A 25011-nucleotide genomic window follows, 5' to 3' on the forward strand; every position below is an offset into this window, starting at 1 on the left:
CCGGGATTCCGGGTGATAGCCAGTGATGCCATTTCCGCAGACCAGGGGGCCTATGGATGCGTATCCGCAGGTGGGGCGCAGGTCCCAGAAGACTCTTACAAAGCAGATGTGGCTGGTTCGATCCCAGCTGCGCCCACCGGTGCGGAGGCATCCAGTCCTGATCGGCTGGGGGCCTTTCCCTCTTCAGGGGGGCGCGTCACACCGGAACGGCCGGCCCTGGTGACCGGGTCCCGCCAGGTGGCCGGCGGCCGGTAAGCGCGGCCTCGCCCTGGTCGTAGTCCTCGCGACCCGCCTGGCGGCCCGGCCGGAACGAAGAGGGGCATACGGTGACCGCCGAACTCCTGCGCCCGCTCCGTGACCCGAGGCGGCATGCAGCTCAACTGGACTTTGCCACCAGTGCTGTTCCTCCCGCTCGGCCACCGCCCGGCGAGGCAGTAATGGCTGCCGGAACGCCTTCATCGGCGATTCCGGCGCGAACCTGCACAACGGCGGTAAAAGGGTGTCCGGGAACAGCAGAGGCATCCTGACGTCTTCCCGATTGAGTGCAACTCCCCAACAGCGGCTACGCTTTGGTCTTTCCTGGGAAGGGGCGCTGATGGGTACCAGATTCATTGAGGTAGACGAATCGCGGCGAGGTGAGCCGGGTGTGCGGAAGGGAGGCAGAACATTGACGGTGGGAGACCAGTCCTTCACCCAGGAGACCTGGGTGAAGGTTGAGGCTTACGATGACCTCGATCCGACCGTGACGGGGGACGTCCATCTGCACACCTTCGCAGTCCCCGGTATGGAGGTGCGGGTAGGGGCGGCGAAGAATGATGAGGACGGAAGCGGCGAATTCGAAACCAGGTTGGTGCCCTCTGTCCAGTATTACCAGATCGAGCTTGGGCCCGACTCACTGAACAAGCTCCATGACGCGCTCAAGCCCTTCATCGCGGCCGCGAAGGAATGCGAGCCGCCAAAGGGCCGTAAGGTACGCGCCAAGTAGCCCACATTGTCCGCTCTCATGAGGGGGCATTGCCAAATCGCAGACGGCGGGGCTCGCTTTGTCGGGACCTCGCCGGCCTTCCCGCCATCCCGTCCGTATCCTCACCACAACAACCGCAGGCGCAACTGCCCATATGGGGCCGCTCGCCGGCCGGCTGATGGGGCACGCCGCACCATGATCTCGGCTCCCAGCTCCCCCGGCGGCATCGACGCCGGTGTCCGCCCTCACCCCGCCCACTCATCCGCCCCCAGATCCGCCCGCATCGCATCACGGAGTTCCTTGACGGCAGCGGTGAGTCTGCCGAACTCGCTGTCCAGCCGGGCCTGGTCGGCGCCGTCGCGGATGTGGTCGCGGACGTCGCGCAGCAGACGCAGCGCGGTCTCGGAGGGATCGACGACCCGCCCCGGCGCGATGATCGCCATCTGGTAGCGGAGTTCATAGGCGCCGCCGTCCCGGTAGGCGTCCCCGGCCCTGCGGGCGCGTTCCTCCCCGGCGGAGGCCGTGGTGCGGACCACCTCCTTGAGATCGGTCCGCGTCCGGGTGAGGGCGGCCAGGTACTCGCCGTAGAGCTGCCGCTTCACATCCTGCTGCCGGGCGGCGTGGTCGCGCCGCCAGCGCACCCGGTCGGAGAGCAAGGTGGAGCCGACGCCTACCACGGCGCCGAATCCGGTGCCCACCAGAGTCCCCCAGTCCATGACAGGACCCTAGCCGCTGGTGCCAAAGCCCTGTGGCCCAAGGGGCCTACGTGACCCGGCCCGGCTTTGCATCGTTGGCCAAGGACCAGTCGCCGCAGCAGAGGAATCGAGGCACCCCATGGCCGAGCAGCAGCCCGAACGCGCCCAGCCCAGCACCGTGCATGTGTGCACCCTTGGCCATGTGGACCATGGCAAGACCACGGTGACCGTGGCTCTCGCCCGCGTGCTGGCCAAGGAGTACGGGGGGCGGCACAGCCACTTCCAGGCGGTGGACCGGGCGCCGGACGAGCAGGCGCGTGAGGGCGCCGTGGATGCCAGCCATGTCGAGTACGACACCGCGGCCCGCCACTATGTGCACATCGACTGCCCCAAGCCCGAGGACCTCAAGGGCCTGGCCGAGGGCGGTGCCCGGCTGGACGCCGCCATTCTGGTGGTCGCCGCCCCGGACGGGGTGACCGCCCAGGGCCGGGACCATCTGCGGCTCGCCCATGAGATCGGCATCCGCCGGGTGGTGGCCTTCCTCAACAAGAGCGACCTGGCGGACGAGGGAATGCTGGACGTGGTGGAGGCGGAGATCCGGACGGCTCTCACGGAGGCCGGATACCCCGGTGACCAGGCACCCGTGCTGGTGGGGTCGGCGCTCAGGGCGCTGGAGGAGGATGAGGACCGGGCCGCCGTCCTCCAGCTCGCGGCCGCCCTGGACTCCTACGTGCCCGACGGGGCGTAGCGCCGCGCGGCACGCACCAGCTCCGCGTTGTCCGGCGCGGGCGCACCGTCCGGCAGCTGTGAGGCGTCCTCCAGCCCGATCCGGGTGTGCAGCCCGCGCGCCAGCGCCATCCGCAGCACAGGCCAGGCCGCCGCGCCCTGGCCGTGCAGCAGGATCCCCAACTCGGCGGCGGGAGTGAGCTGTCGGAGGAGTGCGGCGGCGGTGGCCGGGGCGGTGTGCGGGTCCTCGTCCATCACCTCGGCCAGGACGCGCAGCACACGGTGCGCGCGGGGCCAGGCCAGGAAGCGGCGGGCCGCGTCCGTGCCGGAGAAGATTCCGGCCTCGATGCCCACGCCGTGCTCCAGCAGGGCATCGGTCACCGATGCGGCGCCGTCCTTATGCCAGTTGACCGAGGCGTGGTCGGGCAGCACGGTCCAGGACCGGACGAGCCGCTCCCGCTCCACCGGATCCGGTACGGCCCAGGCCCCGGTGGTGACCCCGACCCGGATTCCGGGGACGGCGGACTGTACGGCCGTCACCGCCGCCGCGACCTCGGCGGGGGCCAGGGAGTCGCGGCCCTGGGCGTCCTTGGGGTGGGGGTGGACGTCCTCCGCTCCGGCCGCCACTGCCTCCCGGGCGGCCGCGGCCAGTTCGTCCGGGGTGACGGGGGTGACAGGGATGACAGGGATACGGTTGTGACCGGCGGGGGTGTGCGGGCCATTGAGGCATACCTGGAGCATGAGCCCATGCTGGCAGAGGGGTTGAGCGGTGATGCCTAGCGCCCGGTCAGCGCCTTCGCCGAGAACCAGGGGTTGCCGCCGCCCAGCACCCAGACCGAGACATGGCGCACCCCGAGCCGGGTCAGCTGAGCCAGCCGGGCGTCCATGGTGGACTGGTCCGCGTAGTCGTAGAGGGTGTTGTGGTCGACCCAGCGCACCTCGCCCGAGCCGGGGTCGCGGCGGCGGCGCACCACTTGGGGATCCTCGGAGTAGCCGGGCTGCCGGCGCGTCACCGACATCGCCTGGCTGTCCTGGATGTGCTTGGGGTCGCAGGGGTCGGGTGCGCTGATGCCGTACGAGGGCAGTCCGATGACCAGCCGGTCCGGGTCGGGGACCTGTGAGCGGGCGTAGCCGACCGCGTCCCGTACCCAGTCGTCCGGGGCGATGGGCAGGCAGCGGTCGTTGCCGGGGGAGTTGAAGACCCGGCCGTAGGCCATGACCACCAGCTGGTCGGTGCCGGCGCCGAGTACGTGCTTGAAGTCGAACGGGGAGTCGTGGTCGTGGAGTTCGGCGGGGGCGTCGACCTGGAGTTTGAGTCCGGCGGAGTGGAGGGTGCGGGCCAGTTCGGCCAGGAAGGCCGTGAAGCCCCGCTCGTCCTGCGCGGACCAGCTCCAGAAGTCCTCGAAGTCGATGTCCACTCCGGTGAAGCCGATCCGCTTGGCCAGGTCGGTGAGTTGACCGACGGCCTTGGTTCGGCGGGCCGGGTCATTGACCAGGGCGGCGACCATGGTGTGGTCCATGGCGGAGACGGTGGTGTACTGGTGCGCCGAATTCCGCTTCATCTCGGCGGCGTTGGCCTCGCTGAAGCCGTTGCAGGGCAGTTCATCGGCGGATTGCAGAACCAGTGCGCCGTCCGCGTCCACCTGCCAGTACTCGGCTTTCAGGGTGCCCTCGCGCAGGCGCCCGTCCCGGTACTCGGCGGGAGCGGTACAGGCGGGGTCACCGGCGGAACCGGGATGGACCCAGGCCTGCAGGGCCGGGGTGGTAGCGGATTTCGCCGCGTGGTGCGCTGAGGGGCCATGGCCGCAGGCGGCGAGTCCCGCGGCGGTCATGGCGAGGGCTATGGCGGCGCGCATGGCGCGGTGGGGGGTGGGGGTGCGGGGCATCTTCGGGGTCTCTGCGGGCTCTCTGCGGCGGGGCGGGACTGCGGGCGATCAACGGTAGACCGGTGGGCGGGGCGGCGTGTCACCGCCGGGTGCGGGCCGGCCGTGACAGGTCGCGCCCACGCGGCGGAGCCGCATGACGCGGCTGGGCTGCCCCGCGACCCTTACGGGCCGCGCTCAACGCGTGGTGTAGCCGCCGTTGATGAAGAGCGTCTGGCCGTTGAGCCACCAGCCGTCGGTCAGCAGGAACTTCACGCAGGGCGCGATGTCCTCGATCTTCGTCAACTCGCCGTTCATGGCAGAGGACTTGTGGTAAGCGATGGAGTCATCGGTCTCGGCCGGGTAGAAGAAGGGGGTGTCCATCGGCCCGGGGGCGATGTTGTTGACCGAGATCCTGCGGCCGAAGAGTTCCTTGGACAGGGCGCGGGTGAAGTGCTCGACCGGTGCCTTGCTGCCCGCGTAGACGGAGTAGAGGCCGGTGTAGGCGGCCAGCAGCGAGGTCACCACGGTGATGATCTTGCCGCCGTCCTCCAGCCGCTTGGCGGCCTCGCGCATCATAAAGTAGGCCGCCTTGGTGTTGACGGCGAACATCCGGTCGAACTCCTCTTCCGAGGTCTCCACCATCGGCTTTTTGATCACCATGCCGGCCGTGTTGACCAGGCAGTCCACCTTGCCGAACTCCTTGTGTGCGGCGTCGAAGAGCCGCTCCACCTCCGCGACCTCGGTGAGGTCGCCCTGGTGGCTGATCGCTTCGGCCCCGGCGGCCTCGCACTGGGCGACCGTGTCCTCCGCCTTGTCGCGTGAGGAGTCGCTGTTGTAGTGGACCACCAGCTTGGGGCCGTCCGGTGCGATCTCCCGGGCGATCAGGCTGCCGAGATTGCGGGAGGCGCCGCCGATGACGACGACCTTGTCCTTGAGGGTGCGAGTGGGCATGGGAACTCCCGGGCGCTCGAAGGACACCATCCCCTCCACGGTCGCCCGGCGGGCGCGCACTCGCAAATGGACCGGGAAGTGCCGGCTGTCCCCAAGGGGGAGTTGGTGGCCGGTATGCCGTGAGTCAGACGTCGAACTCGTATTCAAGGAGGTAGGAACTGGCGTCCAGAGTCAGCTCGTTGACCTCGATGGCCCGCCCGTCGGGCGCGAACCCGGTACGACGGATCTGGATCACCGGCGTGCCCGGCGGCAGCCGGAGCTGCTGCGCCTCCTCGGAGGACGGCATCCGGCAGTGGATCTCCTCCCGGAAGCGCACCGCCACCAGCCCGGGCTGGGGCCGGTACGAGGTGGAGAGCAGCACCGGCTTGCCGTCCCGTACAAAGCGGTGATCGCGCACCGGGATGACCGCGGCCGGCGACAGGGCCAGGGCGTCGGCCACGGTGGGCGGGGGAGTGCGCTGCTCCTCGACGGCACCGTCGAGGGCCACCGCATGGGTGTCGATGCCATCGGGGCCGCCGCGGCGGCGCAGTGGCCGGAATGAGCGGACGAAGACGCCGGCGCCCTTGCGCGCCTCGGCGAGGCCCTCGGTCTGCAGCACACCCAGCGCCTGGCGGGCCGTCATCCGGGCCACCTGGTAGGCGGCCATCAGGTCGTTCTCGCCGGGCAGGCGATCGCCGGGGCGGTACTCGCCCGCCTGGACCGCCTGCCGCAAATCGGCCGCGATCCGCTGGTACTTGGGGCGGCGGCTGGTGCCCGGGTTGGCCATAAAGCGATCACCTCTCTCTGGAGGAGAACAGCGTAGAGGGAAGTCGCGATGCCTCTTGCCATGTATAGAGACAGACTGCTTCAATTTACTCGTGGCTCTAGACACTGTGGGGGCGTGGTGAGGGGCATTGCGCAAACAGGCGGCGACAGCGTGCGGTCGGGCCGCGCGCGAACCGGCCGCCGGCCGGGACGGCCAGGGCGAACGGGCGGAAAACCGGCCGGCTCCCTGTGGACGCTGCGGGGAACTCAGGCGCGAGTTCGGCGCAGCCGTGCGGCGGAGGGACGTCCGGGCGGGGGAGTTGGCGATCGCCGCGATGGGGCGGCATCTGCGGTGGTCCCATCCCGGGTGAACTGCCGCCATGAAGTGGCGGGTTGGGTCATGGAGGGGCGCGGCGCCGAGAGCTGCCGGGCCTGTGGGGTGCGGCGGTTCACCGACTATGGCGCGCTGATCCGCGGGCTGGAGCCGCCACAGATGGGGGACTTGGGGACAGTAGTGCGGCAGGTATGGCCGGTTCCCGTCGGCCAAGGCCACACCTCATCGAAGAGTGTGGAGCCATGGCGTTCCAGCCATCCCTGATAGGTCGCGTTCGCGGCCACCAGTTCGCCGTACGCCTCGCGTAAGTCCCCGCAGAGCTCGTCCAGTTCGGTGCGGGAGAGCGCGCCGGGCCGGGCTGCCAGGAGCAGCCGTCCGGTCAGCGGGTCGTCCCGCAGCGGGCGTACGACCGTGCCGGCGGCCGGCTCGTCCAGCGGCTGGCAGGGGCGGACCGCCTCGGCGGCGGCCACCAGATCGCCCGCGATGAAGTGGTCGCGTATGTTCAGCAGCCGGGGGCTGAGCCCGGCCAGGGTGAAGGCATGGCGCAGCGCGGCGCAGTCATGGTCCGCCGCCGGGTCCACGATCCAGGCGTCCTCGGCCAGTTGGGCCAGTGGCACCGAGGACTGCTCCGCCGCCGGATGGGCGGCTGACAGGGCGATAAAGCGTGGTTCGAGGGGGACGACCACCAGTCGTTGCAGGCCGTCGGGAAGGTGTAGGGGGAATCCGGCCGGCTCATGGAGCAGGGCCAGGTCGAGCCGGCCGGCGCAGAGCAGTTGCACCAGAGTGGTGGACGAGACATCTATGTGAACGGTGGTGTCCACTTCCGGCAGCCTCTTGTGGATGCGTAGCAGCCAACCGGCCACCGCCCGGCTGCCGATGCCGCCGATGCGCAGCCGAAGGCCGCCCAGACCGGCCGCCGCCGCGTCCCGGGCGGCCGCCACCAGGGCGGTCATCTCGGCCACGATGGGACGGGCCCGGGAGAGCACGGTCTGGCCCAGCGGAGTGGGCTGGCTGCCGGCCCGTCCACGGGTGAACAGCGGCCCGCCGATGGCGGTTTCGATGCGGCGCAGCTGGGTGGTGAGCGAGGGCTGGGTCATGCCGAGCCGCACCGCGGCCTTCCGTACGCTGCCCGTGTCGGCAATGGCACAAAGCGCTCGGAGGTGTCTGACCTCAAGCTCCACAGACGGGAGCATATCCGCGCCTCGTTGGCCACACCAGGCACATCTCGGGCAACCGTGCGGCCGGTCCGGGGTGATGGGACGGAGCTATCGCCAACTGGCATCATCCGCAACGGCGGTGTGTGGCGGACACTCTGCGAAACCGAAAGTTCCGGTGCGTCCCGGACCGCTGTCCCACCCGGCGGTCACCGGGACCTCCGTATGGATGGAGTCCCCCACATGAACCGCTCCATGAGCACGTTCCACCCTGCGCTCAAGCGCTCCTCCATGGTACTGACCGCCGCCCTGGGCCTTGGTCTGGCGGCCGCCGTCGCGGCGGTACCGGCCCAGGCGGCAAGTAGCCACCAGCAGGTCTCCACGGCGAAGTCCAGAGCGGCGTACGCCGGATCCCGGGCCGAGGCGGTCAACAACAAGGCGTTCTTCGATGCGGTGATGAAGTCCGCGCTGGCCAAGCAGAAGGCCCAGCCCGGGCTGCGTACCGTGACCGTCACCTATGACCCCAGCCAGGCGCCGAGCTTCGCCGGCGAGATAGCCAACGCGGCCCGGATCTGGAACGGTTCGGTGCACAACGTCCGGCTGCAGGAGGGCGGCAACGCCGACTTCAGCTACTACGAGGGCAATGACGCCAATGGCTCCTACGCCAGCACCGACGGCCATGGGCACGGCTATGTGTTCCTGGACTACCAGCAGAATCAGGAGTTCGACTCCACCCGGGTCACCGCCCATGAGACCGGCCATGTGCTGGGCCTGCCGGACCACTACTCCGGGCCGTGCAGCGAGCTGATGTCGGGTGGCGGTCCCGGCCCGTCCTGCACCAACCCGTACCCCAACTCCAATGAGCGGCGGCGGGTTGACACGCTCTGGGCGAACGGGCTGAGCGCCGGAGCCGACAAGGGGCTGCGGGCCAAGGCTCATTGAGCCCACCGGGCTCACTGAGCCACTGAGCTCACTGAGCCACTGAGCTCACTGAGCTGACCGGGCCCGATGACAGATGTGCCCCGCGCCTCGTCGGAGACGCGGGGCACCGGCGCGAGCGCCTAGCTCGCCTCGGCCTCCCGTGGGCGCCGTATCAGGAACGCCGCCCCGGCACCGGCCAGGAACAGCGCCAGCACCGAGACGGCCGTGCCGATCCAGGTGGCGCCCAGCCAGCGGCCGCCGAAGTAGCCCAGGCTCACGCTGTACGAGGCCCAGGTCAGTCCGGCCAGCGCGGACCAGGGCAGGAAGTCGCGGACCCGGCGGTGCATCACTCCGGCGCCCAGGCTGACCACCGAGCGTCCGGCCGGCGCGAAGCGGGCCACTACCACCAGGGCGCCGCCGCCGCGCAGCAGCGCGGTGCCCAGCTTCTCCTGGGCGGCGGTCAGCCGGCGGGAGCGGGCGATGGCGCGGTCGAAGCGGTCGCCGCCGCGCCAGGCCAGCCGGTAGGCGACCAGGTCACCCGCGACCGAGGCGGTGGCGGCGCAGAGCACCAGCGCGAACATCTCCGCCAGATCGGGGCGGGGGTGGTCGCCGCCGACCGCCGAACCGGCCGCGGCGGTCGCCGCGGTGATGACCAGTACGCCGCTGGGCAGCACCGGCAGAAAGACATCGAGCAGGACGGAGAGTCCCACCACGACGTATATCCAGGGCGTGTTGGCCAACGCCCCCAACTGCTCCAGCACGACCCGATCTCCTGGTACGGTCCCCCGCCGCGATGTCGCAGGGGAGCGGCAGGAGCGGCCTTCACAACCGTACACAGTACGCCTGGGGCTGCTGCGAAATGTGCATGGGGCATGGGATGCGAGCTGCATCACCTGCCCCATGGGTTGCGTGCGCCGGGCGTCAGCTCTGGCGGGAGCGGGCCGCCAGACGGTCCACGGAGAGCGGGCCGGCGCCGGTGAAGACCAGCAGCAGGAAGGCCCAGCAGAACATCACGGAGGCCTCGCCGCCGTTCTGTATCGGCCACAGGGCGTGGCTCTGGTGGACATTGAAGTACGCGTAGGCCATGGAGCCCGAGGAGATGAAGGCGGCGCCGCGGGTGCCCGCGCCGAGCAGCACCAGTACGCCGCCGACCAGCTGGATCACCGCCGCGTACCAGCCCGGCCAGGTGCCCGCCGGGATGCTGCCGCCGCCCACCGCGCCGCCCAGGACGCCGAACAGCGAGGCCGCGCCATGGCAGGCGAAGAGCAGGCCGACCACGATCCGGAAGGCGGACAGGACATAGGGACGGGCGGCGTCCAGCCGCTCGCCCAGCGGGCCGGCCGCGGCGGTGGGGGAGGCGGCGGCCGTGGTGGTACCGGTGGTGGTGGGGGACATGCCTGGCTCCTCGTGGCAGGGACGGGAAACAACGAGCGGTCTCACAGGTTAGGTATCCCTCAGAGTACTTGCAAGTTCAAGCTTCTTGACCGTTTTCCCTGGTCCTTCCGTTCTCGGCACCTTCGCGGTGACGGAGTGCGACGCTAGGGTGGCGCCGTGCTTGCCGCCGCCACCCTGCTCCCGGTCAACCGCACGCTGGCCGTGGTGCTGGCCCTGCTGCTGGTCACCGCCGTGACGGTGACCGCGCTGGCCCGGCTGGCCGACCACCGGGAGCGCGGCTACGCCCGGGCGGTGGCCCTGGCCGGGCTGCGGGCGGCCGTCCAGCTGGCGGTGGTCTCGACGCTGATCGGCTGGGTGGTGCACCGGGCGGCTTCCCTGGTGGGCTTTGTCCTGCTGATGTTCGGGGTGGCGGCATGGACCGCCGGGCGCCGGATCACCGACAACCGCACCTGGGTGTGGGCGGCGCTGCCGATCGCCGCCGGGGTGGGCCCGGTGGTGGCGGTGCTGCTGCTCACCGGGCTGGTGCCGTTCCGCGGGGTGGCGCTGATCCCGGTGGCCGGGATCCTCATCGGCGGTGGGCTGACCGCCACCGTGCTGGCCGGCCGGCGGGCCCTGGACGAACTGCGCACCCGCCGGGGCGAGGTGGAGGCGGGCCTGGCGCTGGGCCTGCTGGAGCGGGACGCCCGGCTGGAGGTCGCCCGGCCCGCCGCCTCGGACGCCCTGCTGCCGGGGCTGGACCAGACCAGGACGGTGGGCTTGGTCACCCTGCCCGGCGCCTTTGTGGGCATGCTGCTGGGCGGGGCCTCGCCGGTGCAGGCGGGCGCGGTCCAGCTGTTTGTGCTGGTGGCGTTGTTGGCGGTGCAGGCGGTGGCGGTGGCCGTGGTGCTGGAGCTGATCGCCCGGGGGCGGCTGCACCGGGACGCTTCCCGGCGGCGGCCGTCCCGGCGGTCACGTACCCTGAGGGGAGCAGAAGGGGAGTAGCTCTTCGCCGGACCGTCGACATACTGCCGAGCCCCGCTCGGCCGGCGCCCGGAGGCACCCGGCTCATGGCCGTGCGCCAGCGAGACCTTCGGCCGCAGTGTCCATGACGCTGCCGTGCCGAAGCGACCCCTGATCCACGCGGGACACTCGGTGCGGCGGCCCCCACCGACAGAGGGAACCCGTGTTCAGCTTCACCGTCGCCGCGCTGGTCTTCGGCGTGATTTTCCTGGCCGAACTGCCGGACAAGACCGCGCTCGCCTCCCTGATGCTCGGCACCCGCTACCGCGCCTCCTATGTGTTCGCCGGTGTCGCCGCGGCCTTCGCCGTCCATGTGGCGCTGGCCATCGCGGCGGGCAGCCTGCTGACCCTGCTGCCGCACCGGCTGCTGCAGGCGATCGTCGGCGCCGCCTTCCTGCTGGGCGCGGCCATGCTGCTGCTGAAGAAGGACGACGACGAGGAAGAGATCACCAAGCCCGCCGACCAGTCCTTCTGGAAGGTGTCCGGGGCGGGCTTCATGCTGATCCTGGTGGCCGAGTTCGGCGACCTCACCCAGATCATGACCGCCAACCTGGCCGCCCGCTACAACGACCCGGTCGCGGTCGGGGTGGGCGCGGTGCTGGGCCTGTGGGCGGTCGCGGGCCTGGGCATCGTGGGCGGGCGCACCCTGATGAAGCATGTACCGCTGGCGCTGATCACCAAGGTGGCGGCGCTGGTGATGCTGGCGCTGGCCGGGTTCAGCCTCTATGAGGCGGCGATGGGCTGAGGCCCGTCCAGCGGTCAGAGGTGCAGCAGCAGGCCGCCGTCCGCGGCGGCTGCCACCCGCACCCCGGCCAGGTCCATGACGTGGACGTCCGGGGCATGCGCGGCGGCGCGCGGGCCCACGCCCACCACCCGCATCCCGGCCGCCTTGCCGGCCGCGATGCCCGCCTCGGAGTCCTCGAAGACCACACAGTCCTGGGGAGTGAAGCCCAGCTCGGCGGCGCCCTTGAGGAAGCCCTCCGGGTCCGGCTTGCTGGCGCTGACGCACTCCGCGGTGATCATGACAGGCGGCATGGGCAGCCCGGCGGCGTTCATCCGGGCCCCGGCCAGCTTGCCGTCGGCCGAGGTGACCAGGGCGTGCGGCAGCTGGGCCAGGGCGTCCATAAAGGCGGGAGCGCCGGTCACCGGCACCACTCCGTCGACATCGGCGGTCTCGGCCGCCAGCATGCGCCGGTTGTCGGCGTGGTTGAGCTCCATCGGGCGGTCCGGCAGCAGGACGGCCATGGTGGCGTAGCCCTGGCGCCCATGGACGACCTTCATCACCTTGTCGCCGTCCAGGCCGTGCTCGGCGGCCCAGCCGCGCCAGCAGCGCTCCACCACCGCGTCGGAGTTGACGATGGTGCCGTCCATGTCGAGGAGTACGGCCTGGCAGGCGAGGGTGGGCATATCGGTACTCCCGGGGTCGAGGGTGGGCACGCGGTCCTGGACCGTGGGCACTTTGTTCATCCACGATACAAAGAGCGGGGCCCCGGGCCAAGGCAGTCCGCGCGCGGCCCGGGCACTCAAGGGGGCGCTCAGCGGGCGGCGGCGCGCCCCGCCAGCTCCGGCAGCCGCGCCGCCGTCTCCGCGTCCGCCGGCATACAGGCGATCAGGCTCAGCCCCGGTGCGTCCACCGCCGCCAGCTTGAGGTAGTCGAAGGCCAGCCGGCCCACCCCGGGATGCGCGAACTCCCGCCGGGCGGACCGGAATTCGGCCACGTCATGGGTGTCCCACCAGGCCCGGAACTCCGCGCTGCGGGTGCACAACTCCTCGGTCAGCGCGGCGAAGGAGGCATCCCCCAGGTGCCGGTCGGCCTCCGCCCGGTACTGCTCCAGCAGCGCCCGCGCCTGTCCCGGCCAGTCCACCAGCAGCTCCCGCAGCCCGGCGTCCAGAAAAACCTGCCGGACCAGATTGCGCTCACCCTCCGGCCAGCGCTCCGGGTCACCGATCAGCCCCGCCTCCGCCCGGTTCCACGCCACCAGGTCCCAGTTGGGCGCCACCAGATACGCCGGATGCGGATCCAGCGCGTCCACCAGCCGCTGCAGGGCCGGCCCAGGCTCCCGCCGCACCGCCGGCACCGGCGGCGCCCCCTCACCCGCCAGCGTGAACAGATGCCGGGCCTCCACCGGGGACAGCATCAGCACCCGGGCCAGGCTGTGCAGCACCTGCCGGCTGACGGTGATGTCCCGCGCCTGCTCCAGCCAGGTGTACCAGGTGACACTGACACCCGAGAGCTGGGCCACCTCCTCCCGCCGCAGCCCCGGCGTGCGCCGCCGGGGTCCCGCCGGGATCCCGGCCTGGTGCGGGGTGACGCGCTCCCGCCGCGAACGCAGGAACTCCGCGAGGGCGCGCCGGTGTTCCAGGTCGGCCACGGGGCTCCTCGGCAGGCGGTGGGCGGTTGGACGGCAGAACGGTACGGGCCCTGCTCGCCCCAGGGGGGTACCGAGGCCACCAGCATAAGTGCCCCCTGTATAGCCCCCGCGCCCGGCCCGAACCTCTATCCATGCCCTCTCGATCCATGACCCAGACGCAGTTCCCCGTGGCCCCAGCGCCGCCCACCGCCGCACCCTGGCGCGCGCTGTCCGTCGTCCTGGCCGGAGTCTTCATGGCCGTACTGGACACCTTCATCGTGCTGGTGGCCACCCCCGCCATCCAGCGCGACCTCAACGCCACCGACGCGGACGTGCAGTTGGTGCTGGCCGGCTACCAACTGGCCTACGCCGTGGCCCTGATCACCAGCGCCCGGCTGGGCGACCTGGTGGGCCGCCGGCGGATGTTCCTCTCCGGGCTGGCCCTGTTCACCCTGGCCTCGGCGGCCTGTGCCGCCGCCCCCGGGCCCGCCGCGCTGATCGCCGCCCGGGTGGTGCAGGGGCTGGGCGCGGCCGCCATGTTCCCGCAGATCTTCTCCATGATCCAGGTACTGCTGCCCCCGGAACGGCGGGCCCGCGCCTTCGGCGTGCTGGGCGCCGTCATCGGACTGGCCGGAGTGGCCGGGCAGTTGCTCGGCGGCGTCCTGGTCTCCGCCGACCTCTTCGGCACCTCCTGGCGGCCCATCTTCTGGGTCAACGTCCCGGTCGGCCTGCTCACCCTGGCGCTGGCCGCCGCCTTTGTACCCGAGTCCCGCGCCCCCGGCGCCCAGCGGCTGGACCTGGCCGGCGCCGCCGTGCTGACCGTCGCCCTCCTGCTGCTGGTGGTCCCGCTGGTGGAGGGCCGCCAGGCCGGCTGGCCGCTGTGGACCTGGCTCAGCCTGGCCGCCGCCGTGCTCGCCCTGGCCGGTTTCCTCCTGGTGGAGCGGCGCGTGGAAGCACGGGGCGGCACCCCCCTGATCCGTCCGGGTCTGCTGCGCCGGCGCTCCTTTGTGGTGGGTATGGCCCTGGTGCTGCTCGCCTACTTCGGCATCAACTCCTTCTTCCTCGTCCTCTCCCTCACCGAGCAGGACGGCCTGGGCCTGGACACCATGGGAGCCGGACTGATCTACATCCCGTTCGCGGTGGCCTTCTTCACCGGCAGCCTGGCCGCCGGCCGGCTGACCCGCCACGGCGCGCGGATCCTCCAGGCCGGCGCCCTGCTCGCCGCCCTGGGCTACGCCCTGGCCATCGCGGTGAGCGTCCACCAGGGACCGTCCCTGGCCGCCTGGGACCTGGCCCCCTCCTTCGTCCTGATCGGCGCCGGCAACGGTCTGCTGGTCACCCCTCTGATCAACACCGTGCTCTCCCGCGTCCCGCCCGCCGAAGCGGGCATGGCCTCCGGCGTACTGTCCACCGGCCAGCAGGTCGGCGGCGCGGTGGGCGTGGCGGTGGTCGGCGTCCTCTACTACGGAACGCTGGGCGGCGCCCGGCACGGTGACGCGGGCGCCTACGGTCACGCGCTGGCGGTGGCACTCGGCTTCCATCTGGCGCTGTGCGCCGCGATGTTGCTGCTGTTGCCGCTGCTGTCCAGGGGGCGCCGTGGTGGCGCGTCCCGCTAGCGCCTGTTCGTCTGCTGTTGCCGGGGGCCGGAAGCCCGTCGTACATCGTGACCGCACGACGGACCGGCGCCGCCGGGGCGGCCAGGGGCGTACCGGCAGGAGAGCGCACACCTGACCGCATTGTCAGTGCCGTAGGGCAGTCTGACCCCATGAACCGAACACAGTGGCAACCGTTCCTCAAGCGCTGGAGCGAGGAGTGGATCCGTGGCCATGACCCGGAGAAGGACGCGCCCCTGGACGAGGCGGTGGTCCGGGACCGCTGGCTCGGTTTCGCCCCGGCGGGCGAGGCCCAGCTCACCGCCGCCGAGACCCGCCTGGGCCGCCCGCTGCCGCCCTCCTTGCGCGAGTTCCTCGCGGTCACCGACGGCTGGCGGGACGCGGGCTGCTTTGTCTACCGGCTCGCGGGGGCGGATGAGCTGGCGTGGCTGGCCGATACGGATGACGCCCACTGGATCGAGATCTATGAGGAGCTGGCGGGGGAGGACGACGAGCTCGACGACGAGGACGACGACGAACTCGATGACGCGGACGACATCGACGACCTCGGCGACGACCTGGACGCAATCAACGAGGCGGCCATCGTCCGCCGCTCCCTCCGCCTCTCCCTCGAAGCCGATGCCGGAGTCGTCCTCCTCGATCCCGAGGACGTGGACGAGCACGGCGAGTGGGCCGCCTACTGGCTCTGCTCCTGGTCCGGGAGCGGGCCGGAGCGCCATGACTCCTTCCGTGACCTGATGTACGACAAGTTCGCCGGTTTCCATGCCCTCCGCCACCCGCCGGGCGAGACCCGGGACGAGTGGGACGCCAAGGTGGAAGCGGCCCGCCTCGCCCTGCTCGGCGGTGAGACCGACGAGCCGCTGGCGGTGCTGGAGCAGGCGTCCCGATTCGGCCATGACCGGGCCGAGTTGCTGCGCTTCCAGGCCCTGGCCATGCTCGGTGACCGGCACACCCTGCCGCTGGGCCGGCTGACCGACCATGACCAGGACGGGCTGTTGCTGCGCAACCCCCTGTTCGCCGCCGAGCTGCTCCCCCTGCTTGCCGCCGAGGAGATCAGCGACCATCTCGCCGAACTCCGGCCGGAGCCGCTGCGGTTGACGCTGGCCGATTACGAGACCCGCCGCCGCGCCTCCGGCTTCCGGACGTGCTTCGGCAACCCCGAGTTCGACGCCGCCGTACATCGCCTCCTCGACCGGCTCACCGTGGACCCGGCGTTCCAGGTGCCGGAGCCGGCCGCACCGGTCCGGGACCCGGAACGGCTGATGCTCACCGTGAGCGTCCAGGCCACGCTGGTCGCGGGCGGCACCGGCGATGACCAGCCGTCCGAGGAGGACAGACGTCTCCTGCTGGACGCCGCCTGGCCGGAGTTGAGAGCGGCGCTACGGCTGTGGCGTCCGCTGACCGAGGACCACATAGCCCCGGTGTCGCTGCTGGCCGAGCCGGTCTTCGCCGAGATGCTCACAGAGGAGCGGGGGCGGGAGTTCCTCTCGATGCCCCGGCGGGCACGGCCGACGGTCGGTGATCAGTAGGTGGGGTTCGGGGCGAGGGCGTCCTGTTGTGCCGTACCCCACTCCCAAAGGCTCCGCACCACCGGCTCCAGCGCCTGGCCCTGGCTGGTCAGAACATAGCGGACTCGGGGAGGCCAACCGGGTTGGCGATGGCGTTCGATGACGCCTGCACCGGTCAACTGGGCGAGCCGGTCCAGCAAGGAGCACAGACCGATGCCGTGGCTCGCGTGGTGGCTCGCGACCGGCTGCGCGCCCTTCACCGCGACCGCGCGGATGCGGTCACGGTCTTCAGCGCACACGACCCGTGGGAGTTTGCTCGCCTTGCTGTCCTCAGGGGCTAGGACTGCCGGGTCGGTGGCCGGTCCTGGCTGTCGTCGTAACCCTCCGTCTCGCTTGTCGATGTGAGCGGTAACTCGGCGGCGGGCGGCTGCACTTGAGGCCCATGCGGTCCTCGCCGGCCCGTACGCGTACCGCAGTGCGTACTCAGCCCGCACCCATCCCGTACTCAGGCCGTACCGTTCCGGACCGGATCCGCCCCGGCGGCCGGCGCGGATCCGGTCCGGGCGCCCCACCAGATGGAGCCGAGCAGCAGTACGCCGGGAGCGATTCCGCCGACGGTGGCGATGACGGCGGCGGAGGCGCCGCAGGCCGCCAGTGCCAGGGCGCCGAGGCCGCAGAGGGTCATCCCGCCGGCGAGGGTGTTCAGCGACGGCCTGCGCCAGACGGCCGCGAGGCCGAAGAAGTGCACGCCGACCACCAGGGCGATCCAGCCCACCGTGGCGTGCTGGGCGTGCAGCACCCCGTTGATCACGAACAGTCCGGCCACCAGTGCCACGGCCTCGACGGCCGCCACATACCAGTAGCGGCGCCCGAAGCCTGTGCTCGTCCCCGGCCCGGATTCCGCGCTCCGCTCGACCGTGCCGCCGCCGCGCCGCCGCACGATCAGCAGTCCGAGGAGGGCGACGAGCGCGAGCACGCGCAGGGCGATGCCGACGCCCTTCGGCAGGGCACCGGCGTTCATCTGGATGAAGACGGTGCCGAAGATGCCGCCGATGAGCCTGCCGACCTGATCTCTTGTCATGGCCATTAGCTTTTCACCAAAAAGAGAACAAGCGGCCCCGACCGCCGGTCAGGGAGTGCGGGCGGGGCCACTTTGTTTCTCAACGATACAAAAAATCCGGGGCTCCACGCCAACGCCCCAGGTCACCGCCGGTTTTCCGGAGCCGGAGGGGCATCCGATGGCCTATCTCGGCGGGCCGAGGGCAGGCGAGCGACTCAGGATGGATCTGAGGTGTCGCACGGTTCGCGCACAGTTCGCGCACGGTTCGTTCGTGCGCCGGGCGCCGTGCGCCCCCGGCCGCACTCCAGCCGCACCTGAGGAGGTCCCATGGCGAAGGACACCCCCGACCGCGCGGTGGCGGCGCGGGCCGCGCCCGGTGCGGGGCAGGCCCAGGGCGGGGTGTGGGTCGCCATCAGTGCCCTGCTGCTCGGGATGCTGCTGGCCGCGCTGGACCAGACGATCGTCTCCACCGCGCTGCCCACCATCGTCAGCGACCTGGGCGGACTGTCCCACCTCTCCTGGGTGGTCACCGCCTATCTGCTCGCCTCCACCGCCGCCACCCCGCTGTGGGGCAAGCTGGGCGACCAGTACGGGCGCAAGAAGCTCTTCCAGACCGCCATCGTGATCTTCCTGATCGGCTCGGTGTTGTGCGGACTGGCCCGGAACATGCCGGAGTTGATCGGGTTCCGGGCGCTCCAGGGCCTGGGCGGCGGCGGGTTGATCGTGCTGTCCATGGCGATCGTCGGCGATATCGTCCCGCCCCGGGACCGGGGGCGCTACCAGGGCCTGTTCGGCGCCGTGTTCGGCGGCACCAGTGTGCTGGGGCCGCTGCTCGGCGGGCTTTTCGTGGACCACCTCAGCTGGCGCTGGGTGTTCTACATCAACCTGCCGGTGGGCGTGATAGCGCTGGCCGTGATCGCCGCCGTACTGCACATACCCAGCCGCCGCACCCCGCACCGCATCGACTACCTGGGCACCTTCCTGATCGCCGTGGTGGCCGTCTGCCTGGTGCTGATGACCTCACTGGGCGGGGTGAGCTACCCCTGGTCGTCCTGGCAGATCGTGCTGCTGGGAGTGCTGGGCGTACTGCTGCTGGCACCCTTTGTGGCAGTCGAACACCGCGCCGCCGAGCCGGTGTTGCCACTGACCCTGTTCCGGATCCACACCTTCACCCTCTGCTCGGTGATCGGCTTTATCGTCGGCTTCGCCATGTTCGGGGCGATGACCTATCTGCCGACCTTCCTGCAGGTGGTCCATGGCGTCAGCCCGACCCTGTCCGGCGTGCATATGCTGCCCATGGTGGCCGGCATGCTGATCTCCTCCACCGCCTCGGGCCAACTGGTCAGCCGCACCGGCCGGTACAAGGTCTTCCCCATCGCCGGCACCGGGGTGATGGTCGTCGGACTGCTTCTGCTGCACCAGCTCACCCCCTCCACCAGCACCGCCATGATGAGCGTCTACTTCTTTGTGTTCGGCTTCGGGCTGGGCCTGGTGATGCAGGTGCTGGTGCTGATCGTGCAGAACTCGGTGGGGTACGAGAACCTCGGCGTGGCCACCTCGGGCGCCACCTTCTTCCGGTCCATCGGTGCCTCCTTCGGGGTGTCCATCTTCGGCACGATCTTCAGCAACAAGCTGGGGCCGCGCATCGCCGACGCCCTGGCCGGGGTGCGGCTGCCGCCGGGCGTCACCCCCGGCAGCCTCAGCGCCGACCCGCGCGCCGTCGCCAAGCTGCCGCCCACCGCCAAGGCCGCGGTGCTCGACGCGTACTCCACCTCGATCACCGATGTCTTCCTCTACGCCGCGCCGGTCGGACTACTGGCCTTCCTGCTCGCCTGGCTGCTCCGCGAGGAGCCGCTGCGGGCCAGCGTCACCGCCCCCGACGCCAGCGAGGTGGTCTCCAGCAACCCGGTGCAGCGCTCCTCGCGCGACGAGGTCGCCCGGGCCCTGTCGCTGCTCAGCAGCCGGGAGGGCCGCAAGAAGATCTACCAGGACATCATCGAGCGCGCCCGGCTGGACCTGCTGCCCGCCGCCGGCTGGATGCTGGTGCGCATCAGGCGCTATGGAGCGGTGGAACCCGCCCTGCTCGCCGAGCGGGTGGACGTACCCCTACGGGCCATCACCGAGGCCGACCGGCAGCTGGAGAGCCGGGGGCTGGTCATCCGTGAGGGGTTGCAGATCAGCCTCACCGAGGAGGGCGCCCGCCAGGCCGAACTCCTGCTGCGGGCCCGGGAGGAGTCGCTGGCCGAGCTGCTCGGCGACTGGTGGACGGCGGACCGGCCGCAGGACCTGGACGCACTGGTCAAGGAGCTGTGCCAGGAACTGTCCGGTTCCGACGCGGAACAGCCGCATGAGGAGGACGAGGGCGGGCCCCAGGCCAACCACCGTCATCCCTGAGCGGTGTCCAGCCCCTTGTCCAGGTCCAGCTCCTTGCCCAGCCAGACCTCGCTGTAGCGGCCGGTCCGGTACGGCGGGATGTCCATGAAGCCATGCCGGGCGTAGAGCGCCCGGGCCTGCACCAGGTCCTGCCTGGTGTCCAGCACCAGCCGTCGCGCCCGCCAGCCCCGGGCCACCGCCTCCAGCGCGTCCAGCAGCGCCGTACCGCCACCCAGCCCGCGCCACTCCGGCCGGATGAACATCCGCTTGACCTCGGCGGTCTCCGGCGCCTCGGACGTCTCCGGATCCAGCCACCGCAGCCCGGCGCAGCCCGCCGCCCGGCCCTCGTACTCGGCGACCAGCAGTACGCCCCTCGGCGGGTCGAGATCGTCGCTGGGGTCCTCGGCCAGGTGCCGCTCGATCTCCTCGGGCGTGCAGGTACGACCGTGATGCAGGACGTACCAGCGGTCGGCCACGTCCACCAGGTAGTCCCGCAGCAGGGCGGCGGACGCGGGGTCGTGCACGGGGCGGCGGGTGACGGTCCAAGTGGCCGGCGAGGCAGGCGAGTTCGGCGAGGCGGGTGAGATGGGAGAGGTGGGCGAGGTCGGCGTCATGCGGTGCATGCTCACATGGCGCCCCCTGCCGGGCCAGGGATTTCCCCAGGGCTTCCTGGGCTTGCCGGGCTTCCGGGACCCCCGGGGAGAGAAGGGCGTTCCGGCGTCCGGCGTCGGCGCCCCTCCACCCCAGCGCGCCCTCAGCCCCGCTTGGGCGCCGCCTGCTGCACTACCTCGAAGGACCACAGGGTGGAACCCGAGGCGGCCGGCCGCTGCTGGGGCGCACCCTCGCCGCCGCCCTGGTGGGCGGCCTTCATCGGGCCCTCCATCCAGGCCTGGAAGTCCTCCTCGCTGCGCCAGCGGGTGTAGACCAGGTACTGGTCGGTGCCCTCCACCGGACGCAGCAGCTCAAACCACTCGAAGCCGTCCGAGTTCTCCACGGCGCCGGCCCGGGAGGCGAAGCGCTGCTCCAGAACCTCCCGCTGCTCGGCCGGAACGGTCAGCACATTGATCTTGACGATGCTCATAAGACCCATCCTGCCGCAGAGCCGGAAGTCCTCCGAGCCCACCCAGGGATCACAATCGGCCAACGTCAACGTCGCCCCTCCGACGCCCGGGTGAGCCGGGGCGTGAACGCGCCGCAGGTGACCGGTGGGTAAGGGGCGCTGAGCGCCCTGCGCGCTGGGGCATCGACTTCCGGCCACGCCGCCGAACGGCTTCAGGTGACCGGGGGGTGACCTGCGTCTGTCCCCCAGGACTCAGTAAGGTCCTGTAAGGCTCGTAGAGCCCCACGAGGGTGACCGAGGTGGGCGACTGGAGGAGCAGCGGGGCGTGGCGAATGCAGAACAGGGCGGGCTGGCGAGTCCGCCGAGGGCGGGCTCCCGAACCGTCTTGGCGCTGGGCGCGCTGTGGCTCGTCGCCGGGCTGCTGGCCGCCCGTCAGGCCGCGGTGGTACTGCGGCGGCCGCCGGACCGCCGGTTCACCGACCTCGCGACCTGGATAGGGGACCACGGCGTCCTGCGGGCACGCGGGTCCTTCTACGACACCGACCAGTTCACCGGCACCCCCTTCGCCGGCCTGGTGCTCAAACCACTCACCGCGGCCGCCGAGCACAGCCTGGGCATCGTCTGGACCTTCGGCACCTTATCGCTGGTGGTCGCCCTCGCCCTGGTCGCCGCCCGCGCCCTGCCCGGGCCGGTGTCCCGGCGCACCGGCCTGGTCGCCGCCCCCGTCGCGGTGATCCTGGCGGTGCTCTCGCTGCCCGTACGCAGCACCTTCAACTTGGGCCAGACCAGCATCATTCCGGTGCTGCTGGTACTGCTCGCCTGCTGTCTGCCGCGCCTGGCGAACGGCTCCGGGCACGGCAGCGGGGTCCTGACCGGTATCGCGGCGGCGCTGCAGCCCGCCGTACTGCTGTTCGTCCCACTGCTCTGGCTCACCGGCCGCCGCCGCGCCGCCGCCACCACCGGTGGCACCTTCGCCGCGCTCACCGTGCTGGCCTGGGCCGCCGTGCCGGACGACTCCTGGACCTACTGGGTGCACCACCTGGCCGGCGCCGGGCTGGGCGACAAGGCCGACGCGCTGGCCAACCAGTCGCTGCACGGGCTGCTGCTGCGCATCGGGCTGCACGGCCCGGTGGAGATCGTGCTCTATCTGCTGCTCGCCGCCGCTGTCGCGGTGGCCGGCCTGCGCCGGGCGGTGCGCTACGCCCAGGACGGTCAGCCGCTGCTGGCCACCGCCATCACCGGCTGTGTGGCGGTGGCGGTCTCGCCCACCGCCTGGCAGCACCAGCAACTGTGGATCCTGCTGGCGGTCTGCGGCCGGGTGGGCAAGCGCCGGGCGGACCGGATGGTGTGGCCGGTGCTGGTGGTCCTGGTGATGACCCTGACCAGCCGGGTACTGGTGCCGGACAACCCGGTGCTGGGCCCGGTCGGCGACAACGCCCCGCTGCTGGCGGCACTGGCCGCGGCCTGTCTGGTGCCCTTCCTCTCCCGCTCCTCGGCCGCCTGGGACCGCCCCACACCCACCCCGCTGTCCGAGTCACAGCGCGGCCGCTTCTCCTGGGTGCCGCTGCTGGGCTTCTGGCGCCGCCCGCTCAACCGGCCCAATCTACTGCTGGAGTTGATGCTGATACGAGTGGGCTACTTCGTCTACTCGTATATCCGCGGCAACGCCCCCGACGAACGGAGCCCCGCCGAACACCACGGCCGGCAGATCCTCGGCATCGAGGGTTTTCTGCACATCGACATCGAGCATGGCTTCAACCACTTTGTGGCCGGCATGGACTGGCTCGCCGATGCCATGAACTACTACTACGGCACCTTCCACTTCCTGGTGCCGCTGTCGCTGCTGGGCTTCCTCTATCTGCGCCGCCCGGCCACCTACCGCTGGGCGCGCACGGCCCTGGCCCTGACCACCCTGCTGGCGCTGATCGGCTTCTGGGCCTACCCGCTGGCGCCGCCGCGCCTGATGCCGGGCCATGGCTTTATCGACACCGCCAACGGGCCGCAGGACCTGGACAATCCGGACTATGGCGCGCTGACCGAGCTGTCCAACCAGTACGCCGCCATGCCCTCGCTGCACATCGGCTGGTCACTGTGGTGCGGCGTGGTGATCGCCATGGTGGCGCCCAAGCTGTGGATGAAGGCACTGGGCATGCTCTACCCGGTGTTCACCTTCACGGTGATCGTCGGCACCGCCAACCACTATGTGCTGGACGCGCTGGGCGGCGCCACGGTGGTCGCCTGCGGCTTCGCCATCCAGTACGTCCTCACCGGGCCGGGCCGGCAGGCGCTGGCCAGGATTCCGGGGGCGCGTGAAGCGGGTGAGGCGGGTGAGGCGGGGCCTCCGGAGCCGGGGGAGTCCGCGGAGCCGGTGCGAACGGAGCGGGTCGGGAGCTGACCGCGTAGGTGACGGCCCCGGTCCCGCCGCGAACGGCTAACCGGGGCCCAGGCGACGGCAGTTGGGTGCCGATCAGCTGCCGACGGTGATCTGCTGTGCGGGGTCCGTGACGTCCGTGACGTCATACACCGCGTTGAAGGTCGATGTGGTGGCGGCCGTCGGGCAGCCGAAGCCGCCGGTGACAATCACCGGGATACTGGCGTTGGCGACGCTGATCTGCGAGGGCGTGCCATTGGTGAACGTCGAGTCGAAGGTCGCCGGTCCATTGGGCGCCGCGGTCACCGTGCAGGTGGCCAGGCCGGTGGTCTGCAGGACGAAGCTGCCGGCCGGCATGGTGAAGGACGCGGTGATCGAGGAGCCGTTCTGCACGGAGATGCCCCAGGTGCCGGAGGTGGTCACCGAGGCGTCCACGCCGGGCACATTGGTCGAACAGTCCGAGTAGACCGGCGGGTTGAGCGCACTGGCCACCGGCCCGGCCGGGTTGGCATTGCCCGGTGCCGCCGGTATCTGGTTGTTGCTGCTGCCGCTGACCGGCGCGGTGCTGGAGGTGTTGCAGGTGACGGTGACGCTCCCGGCGGTGAAGGTGGCGCTGCCGTTGAGGGTGGCCGCGAAGGAGTGCCCGGCCGGCCCCACGGTGGTCGAAGGGGCGTCCGCGGTACGGGCGTTGGCGGTGCCCGCCAGGGTGAGCGCCGCGGTGACGGCCAGCCCGGCGCCGGCGGCGAGCAGGGCGCGGGTGCGGGATCTGTGCACACTCATCATTGCGACTCCTTGGGGGGAAGTTGCTCCTGTGGGTGTTGCGTACTGGCCGTCGGGCCTTCAGGTGCGGGTTCGGTGTCGGTAGGAGAGTCCGGGGCAGGTTCCGGCTCCGCCGGCGGATAGGGCTGCCAGGCGAAGATCATGCTGCCCCCGATCACGCCCATCAGGGTGCCGATCAGAAACCCGCCCAGGTTGGACATCACCAGCGCGGCGGCCGCGCACATCACGGTGACGATCCCGGCGAACACCCGGTAGTGGGGCGCAAACCACGCACTCAGGCCCATCAGGATCATCACCAGTCCCATGAGGACCGATGGGATGCCGGCGATCCCCTGGGCGAGCATGATCTTCAGTGGCGCCAGCGGCAGTGAGCAGATCTCGGTGCCCGCGAACACCGCGAACAGCCCGCCCCAGAAGGGGCGTCCCTTGCGCCACTGCCGCCAGGCCCGCCATGGATGCCGCCGTGCGGGGGCCGGGAGTGCGCCTACTTGCACTCGTCACTGCCCTTGACGAGGTTCAGACTCAGCCCGGCGAGGGTGAACTTACCGGCGTTGGTCGCCCGCGCGGTCTGGTGGAGACCGGTGATGCTCACATGGGTGGACTGCTGGCCGAAGGCGTCCTGCATGCCCTGGGCGGTCTTGGGCCCCTTGCTCAGGGTGGACGCGTCCTGCCCGATCTGGATGTCGTCGAAGGTGGCGTCACCGGAGAGCTGGGTGGCGTCCACGAACAGATCGGTGGCCTCGGCGGGCTTGCCACCGCCGCCCGCGTGCAGCTTGAGCGTGATGTCGCCGAGCGGGCCCAGGTGGGTCACCACCGACTGGCACATGCCGTAGAGCTTGGCGTGGCCGATGGCGGTGACGGCGACCGGTACGAGCTCCTTGCGCACGGTGCGGTCCACGCCTCCGTACTGGACGAAGCCATCGCCGTCCAGACGCTCGGCCGTGACCTTGAACTCCTGCCCCGACACCGCGAACGAGGCGGCCAGTGCCCCCTGCGCCAGCGCGACGGCCAACGCGGCCGTCGCCGCGAACCCGGGCACCGCCAGCACGGCGAACTTCCGCCATCTGACGCGCCCCGTCACCTGTCTTCCCTGAGCGTCCTTCATCCTGTCGTCCCCTTGGTGAGCGGTATGAGCCTGGTACGTGGG

General features: G+C 71.1%; 26 protein-coding genes and 1 tRNA gene. 10 read left to right on the forward strand and 17 right to left on the reverse strand.

Going from position 1 to position 25011, the window contains the following annotated elements:
• Positions 1-73 precede the first annotated feature (73 nt).
• Together ACIHFE_RS02325 and ACIHFE_RS02330 are read left to right on the forward strand one after the other, a co-directional pair.
• Positions 74-136, forward strand: a tRNA-OTHER gene (locus tag ACIHFE_RS02325).
• 531 nt (positions 137-667) lie between these two features.
• Complete coding sequence (locus ACIHFE_RS02330; RefSeq protein WP_400103684.1) at positions 668-985, forward strand: hypothetical protein; 318 nt, start codon at positions 668-670, stop codon at positions 983-985.
• A gap of 224 nt (positions 986-1209) precedes the next feature.
• Here ACIHFE_RS02330 and ACIHFE_RS02335 read toward each other — a convergent pair whose 3' ends face one another.
• Positions 1210-1680 carry a hypothetical protein gene (locus ACIHFE_RS02335; protein ID WP_400103686.1) on the reverse strand — a complete coding sequence of 157 codons (471 nt, stop codon included), beginning with the start codon at positions 1678-1680 and terminating at the stop codon, positions 1210-1212.
• 118 nt (positions 1681-1798) lie between these two features.
• Here ACIHFE_RS02335 and ACIHFE_RS02340 point away from each other — a divergent pair, with 118 nt between their 5' ends.
• A complete protein-coding gene (locus ACIHFE_RS02340; protein ID WP_400103687.1) occupies positions 1799-2407 on the forward strand; it encodes a GTP-binding protein in 609 nt (202 codons plus the stop codon).
• On the opposite strand, the gene ACIHFE_RS02345 is transcribed toward ACIHFE_RS02340, so the two are convergent.
• The 5 genes from ACIHFE_RS02345 to ACIHFE_RS02365 all read right to left on the reverse strand — a co-directional run bounded on the left by ACIHFE_RS02345 (position 2386) and on the right by ACIHFE_RS02365 (position 7472).
• Positions 2386-3126: a 3-keto-5-aminohexanoate cleavage protein gene (locus tag ACIHFE_RS02345; RefSeq protein WP_400103689.1), complete on the reverse strand. Its 741-nt coding sequence runs from the start codon at positions 3124-3126 to the stop codon at positions 2386-2388. The two genes, ACIHFE_RS02340 and ACIHFE_RS02345, sit on opposite strands and share 22 nt — an antisense overlap.
• Positions 3127-3161: 35 nt before the next feature.
• Positions 3162-4271: a glycosyl hydrolase family 18 protein gene (locus ACIHFE_RS02350; RefSeq protein ID WP_400103691.1), complete on the reverse strand. Its 1110-nt coding sequence runs from the start codon at positions 4269-4271 to the stop codon at positions 3162-3164.
• A gap of 174 nt (positions 4272-4445) precedes the next feature.
• A complete protein-coding gene (locus ACIHFE_RS02355; protein WP_400103694.1) occupies positions 4446-5201 on the reverse strand; it encodes an SDR family oxidoreductase in 756 nt (251 codons plus the stop codon).
• A 124-nt stretch (positions 5202-5325) separates the two neighbouring features.
• On the reverse strand, positions 5326-5967 hold the full coding sequence (locus ACIHFE_RS02360) for a GntR family transcriptional regulator (RefSeq protein ID WP_400103696.1): 642 nt from the start codon (positions 5965-5967) through the stop codon (positions 5326-5328).
• Positions 5968-6401: 434 nt separating this feature from the next.
• A complete protein-coding gene (locus ACIHFE_RS02365; RefSeq protein ID WP_400103698.1) occupies positions 6402-7472 on the reverse strand; it encodes a LysR family transcriptional regulator in 1071 nt (356 codons plus the stop codon).
• A 204-nt stretch (positions 7473-7676) separates the two neighbouring features.
• Between ACIHFE_RS02365 and snpA the strand changes: the two genes are divergently transcribed.
• Complete coding sequence (snpA, locus tag ACIHFE_RS02370) at positions 7677-8375, forward strand: snapalysin (protein WP_400103700.1); 699 nt, start codon at positions 7677-7679, stop codon at positions 8373-8375.
• A 119-nt stretch (positions 8376-8494) separates the two neighbouring features.
• Here the strand turns inward: snpA and ACIHFE_RS02375 are convergent, their stop codons facing one another.
• Together ACIHFE_RS02375 and ACIHFE_RS02380 are read right to left on the reverse strand one after the other, a co-directional pair.
• Positions 8495-9115, reverse strand: coding sequence for a DedA family protein (locus tag ACIHFE_RS02375; RefSeq protein WP_400103702.1), 621 nt, complete (start codon positions 9113-9115; stop codon positions 8495-8497).
• Between the two features lie 160 nt (positions 9116-9275).
• Positions 9276-9749: a DoxX family protein gene (locus tag ACIHFE_RS02380; protein WP_400103704.1), complete on the reverse strand. Its 474-nt coding sequence runs from the start codon at positions 9747-9749 to the stop codon at positions 9276-9278.
• A gap of 156 nt (positions 9750-9905) precedes the next feature.
• Here ACIHFE_RS02380 and ACIHFE_RS02385 point away from each other — a divergent pair, with 156 nt between their 5' ends.
• Positions 9906-10730: an ABC transporter permease gene (locus tag ACIHFE_RS02385; protein ID WP_400103706.1), complete on the forward strand. Its 825-nt coding sequence runs from the start codon at positions 9906-9908 to the stop codon at positions 10728-10730.
• A gap of 181 nt (positions 10731-10911) precedes the next feature.
• Positions 10912-11493: a TMEM165/GDT1 family protein gene (locus ACIHFE_RS02390; RefSeq protein WP_400103708.1), complete on the forward strand. Its 582-nt coding sequence runs from the start codon at positions 10912-10914 to the stop codon at positions 11491-11493.
• A 14-nt stretch (positions 11494-11507) separates the two neighbouring features.
• On the opposite strand, the gene ACIHFE_RS02395 is transcribed toward ACIHFE_RS02390, so the two are convergent.
• On the reverse strand, positions 11508-12155 hold the full coding sequence (locus ACIHFE_RS02395) for an HAD-IA family hydrolase (protein ID WP_400104395.1): 648 nt from the start codon (positions 12153-12155) through the stop codon (positions 11508-11510).
• Positions 12156-12283: 128 nt separating this feature from the next.
• Positions 12284-13120, reverse strand: a complete 837-nt coding sequence (locus ACIHFE_RS02400; RefSeq protein WP_400103710.1) for a helix-turn-helix transcriptional regulator — start codon at positions 13118-13120, stop codon at positions 12284-12286.
• 146 nt (positions 13121-13266) lie between these two features.
• Here ACIHFE_RS02400 and ACIHFE_RS02405 point away from each other — a divergent pair, with 146 nt between their 5' ends.
• The gene (locus ACIHFE_RS02405) at positions 13267-14715 is read left to right on the forward strand and encodes an MFS transporter (RefSeq protein WP_400103712.1); all 1449 of its coding nucleotides are present in this window, start codon (positions 13267-13269) and stop codon (positions 14713-14715) included.
• 149 nt (positions 14716-14864) lie between these two features.
• A complete protein-coding gene (locus ACIHFE_RS02410) occupies positions 14865-16241 on the forward strand; it encodes an SMI1/KNR4 family protein (protein WP_400103714.1) in 1377 nt (458 codons plus the stop codon).
• Here the strand turns inward: ACIHFE_RS02410 and ACIHFE_RS02415 are convergent.
• Both ACIHFE_RS02415 and ACIHFE_RS02420 read right to left on the reverse strand, forming a co-directional pair.
• Complete coding sequence (locus tag ACIHFE_RS02415) at positions 16235-16519, reverse strand: winged helix-turn-helix transcriptional regulator (protein ID WP_400103716.1); 285 nt, start codon at positions 16517-16519, stop codon at positions 16235-16237. The genes ACIHFE_RS02410 and ACIHFE_RS02415 overlap by 7 nt on opposite strands.
• Positions 16520-16725: 206 nt before the next feature.
• Positions 16726-17301 carry a hypothetical protein gene (locus ACIHFE_RS02420; RefSeq protein ID WP_400103718.1) on the reverse strand — a complete coding sequence of 192 codons (576 nt, stop codon included), beginning with the start codon at positions 17299-17301 and terminating at the stop codon, positions 16726-16728.
• Positions 17302-17607: 306 nt separating this feature from the next.
• On the opposite strand from ACIHFE_RS02420, the gene ACIHFE_RS02425 reads away from it, so the two are divergent.
• Complete coding sequence (locus ACIHFE_RS02425) at positions 17608-19674, forward strand: DHA2 family efflux MFS transporter permease subunit (RefSeq protein ID WP_400103720.1); 2067 nt, start codon at positions 17608-17610, stop codon at positions 19672-19674.
• Here the strand turns inward: ACIHFE_RS02425 and ACIHFE_RS02430 are convergent.
• Complete coding sequence (locus ACIHFE_RS02430; protein ID WP_400103722.1) at positions 19665-20267, reverse strand: GNAT family N-acetyltransferase; 603 nt, start codon at positions 20265-20267, stop codon at positions 19665-19667. The two genes, ACIHFE_RS02425 and ACIHFE_RS02430, sit on opposite strands and share 10 nt — an antisense overlap.
• A gap of 140 nt (positions 20268-20407) precedes the next feature.
• On the reverse strand, positions 20408-20734 hold the full coding sequence (locus ACIHFE_RS02435) for an antibiotic biosynthesis monooxygenase family protein (protein ID WP_400103724.1): 327 nt from the start codon (positions 20732-20734) through the stop codon (positions 20408-20410).
• A 304-nt stretch (positions 20735-21038) separates the two neighbouring features.
• Here ACIHFE_RS02435 and ACIHFE_RS02440 point away from each other — a divergent pair, with 304 nt between their 5' ends.
• The gene (locus tag ACIHFE_RS02440) at positions 21039-23108 is read left to right on the forward strand and encodes a bifunctional glycosyltransferase 87/phosphatase PAP2 family protein (protein ID WP_400103726.1); all 2070 of its coding nucleotides are present in this window, start codon (positions 21039-21041) and stop codon (positions 23106-23108) included.
• A 72-nt stretch (positions 23109-23180) separates the two neighbouring features.
• Here the strand turns inward: ACIHFE_RS02440 and ACIHFE_RS02445 are convergent, their stop codons facing one another.
• The 3 genes from ACIHFE_RS02445 to ACIHFE_RS02455 all read right to left on the reverse strand — a co-directional run bounded on the left by ACIHFE_RS02445 (position 23181) and on the right by ACIHFE_RS02455 (position 24969).
• Positions 23181-23864 (reverse strand): hypothetical protein, encoded by a 684-nt coding sequence (locus ACIHFE_RS02445; RefSeq protein ID WP_400103728.1) that lies wholly within the window; start codon positions 23862-23864, stop codon positions 23181-23183.
• A complete protein-coding gene (locus ACIHFE_RS02450) occupies positions 23864-24259 on the reverse strand; it encodes a DUF6114 domain-containing protein (RefSeq protein WP_400103730.1) in 396 nt (131 codons plus the stop codon). The genes ACIHFE_RS02445 and ACIHFE_RS02450 overlap by 1 nt, the downstream gene beginning before the upstream one ends.
• Before the next feature lie 89 nt (positions 24260-24348).
• Positions 24349-24969, reverse strand: coding sequence for a DUF6230 family protein (locus ACIHFE_RS02455; RefSeq protein ID WP_400103732.1), 621 nt, complete (start codon positions 24967-24969; stop codon positions 24349-24351).
• Between the last annotated feature and the right edge of the window lie 42 nt (positions 24970-25011).

Origin of the sequence: Streptomyces sp. NPDC052396, from assembly GCF_044593195.1 — a bacterium.
Lineage (GTDB): Bacteria > Actinomycetota > Actinomycetes > Streptomycetales > Streptomycetaceae > Streptomyces.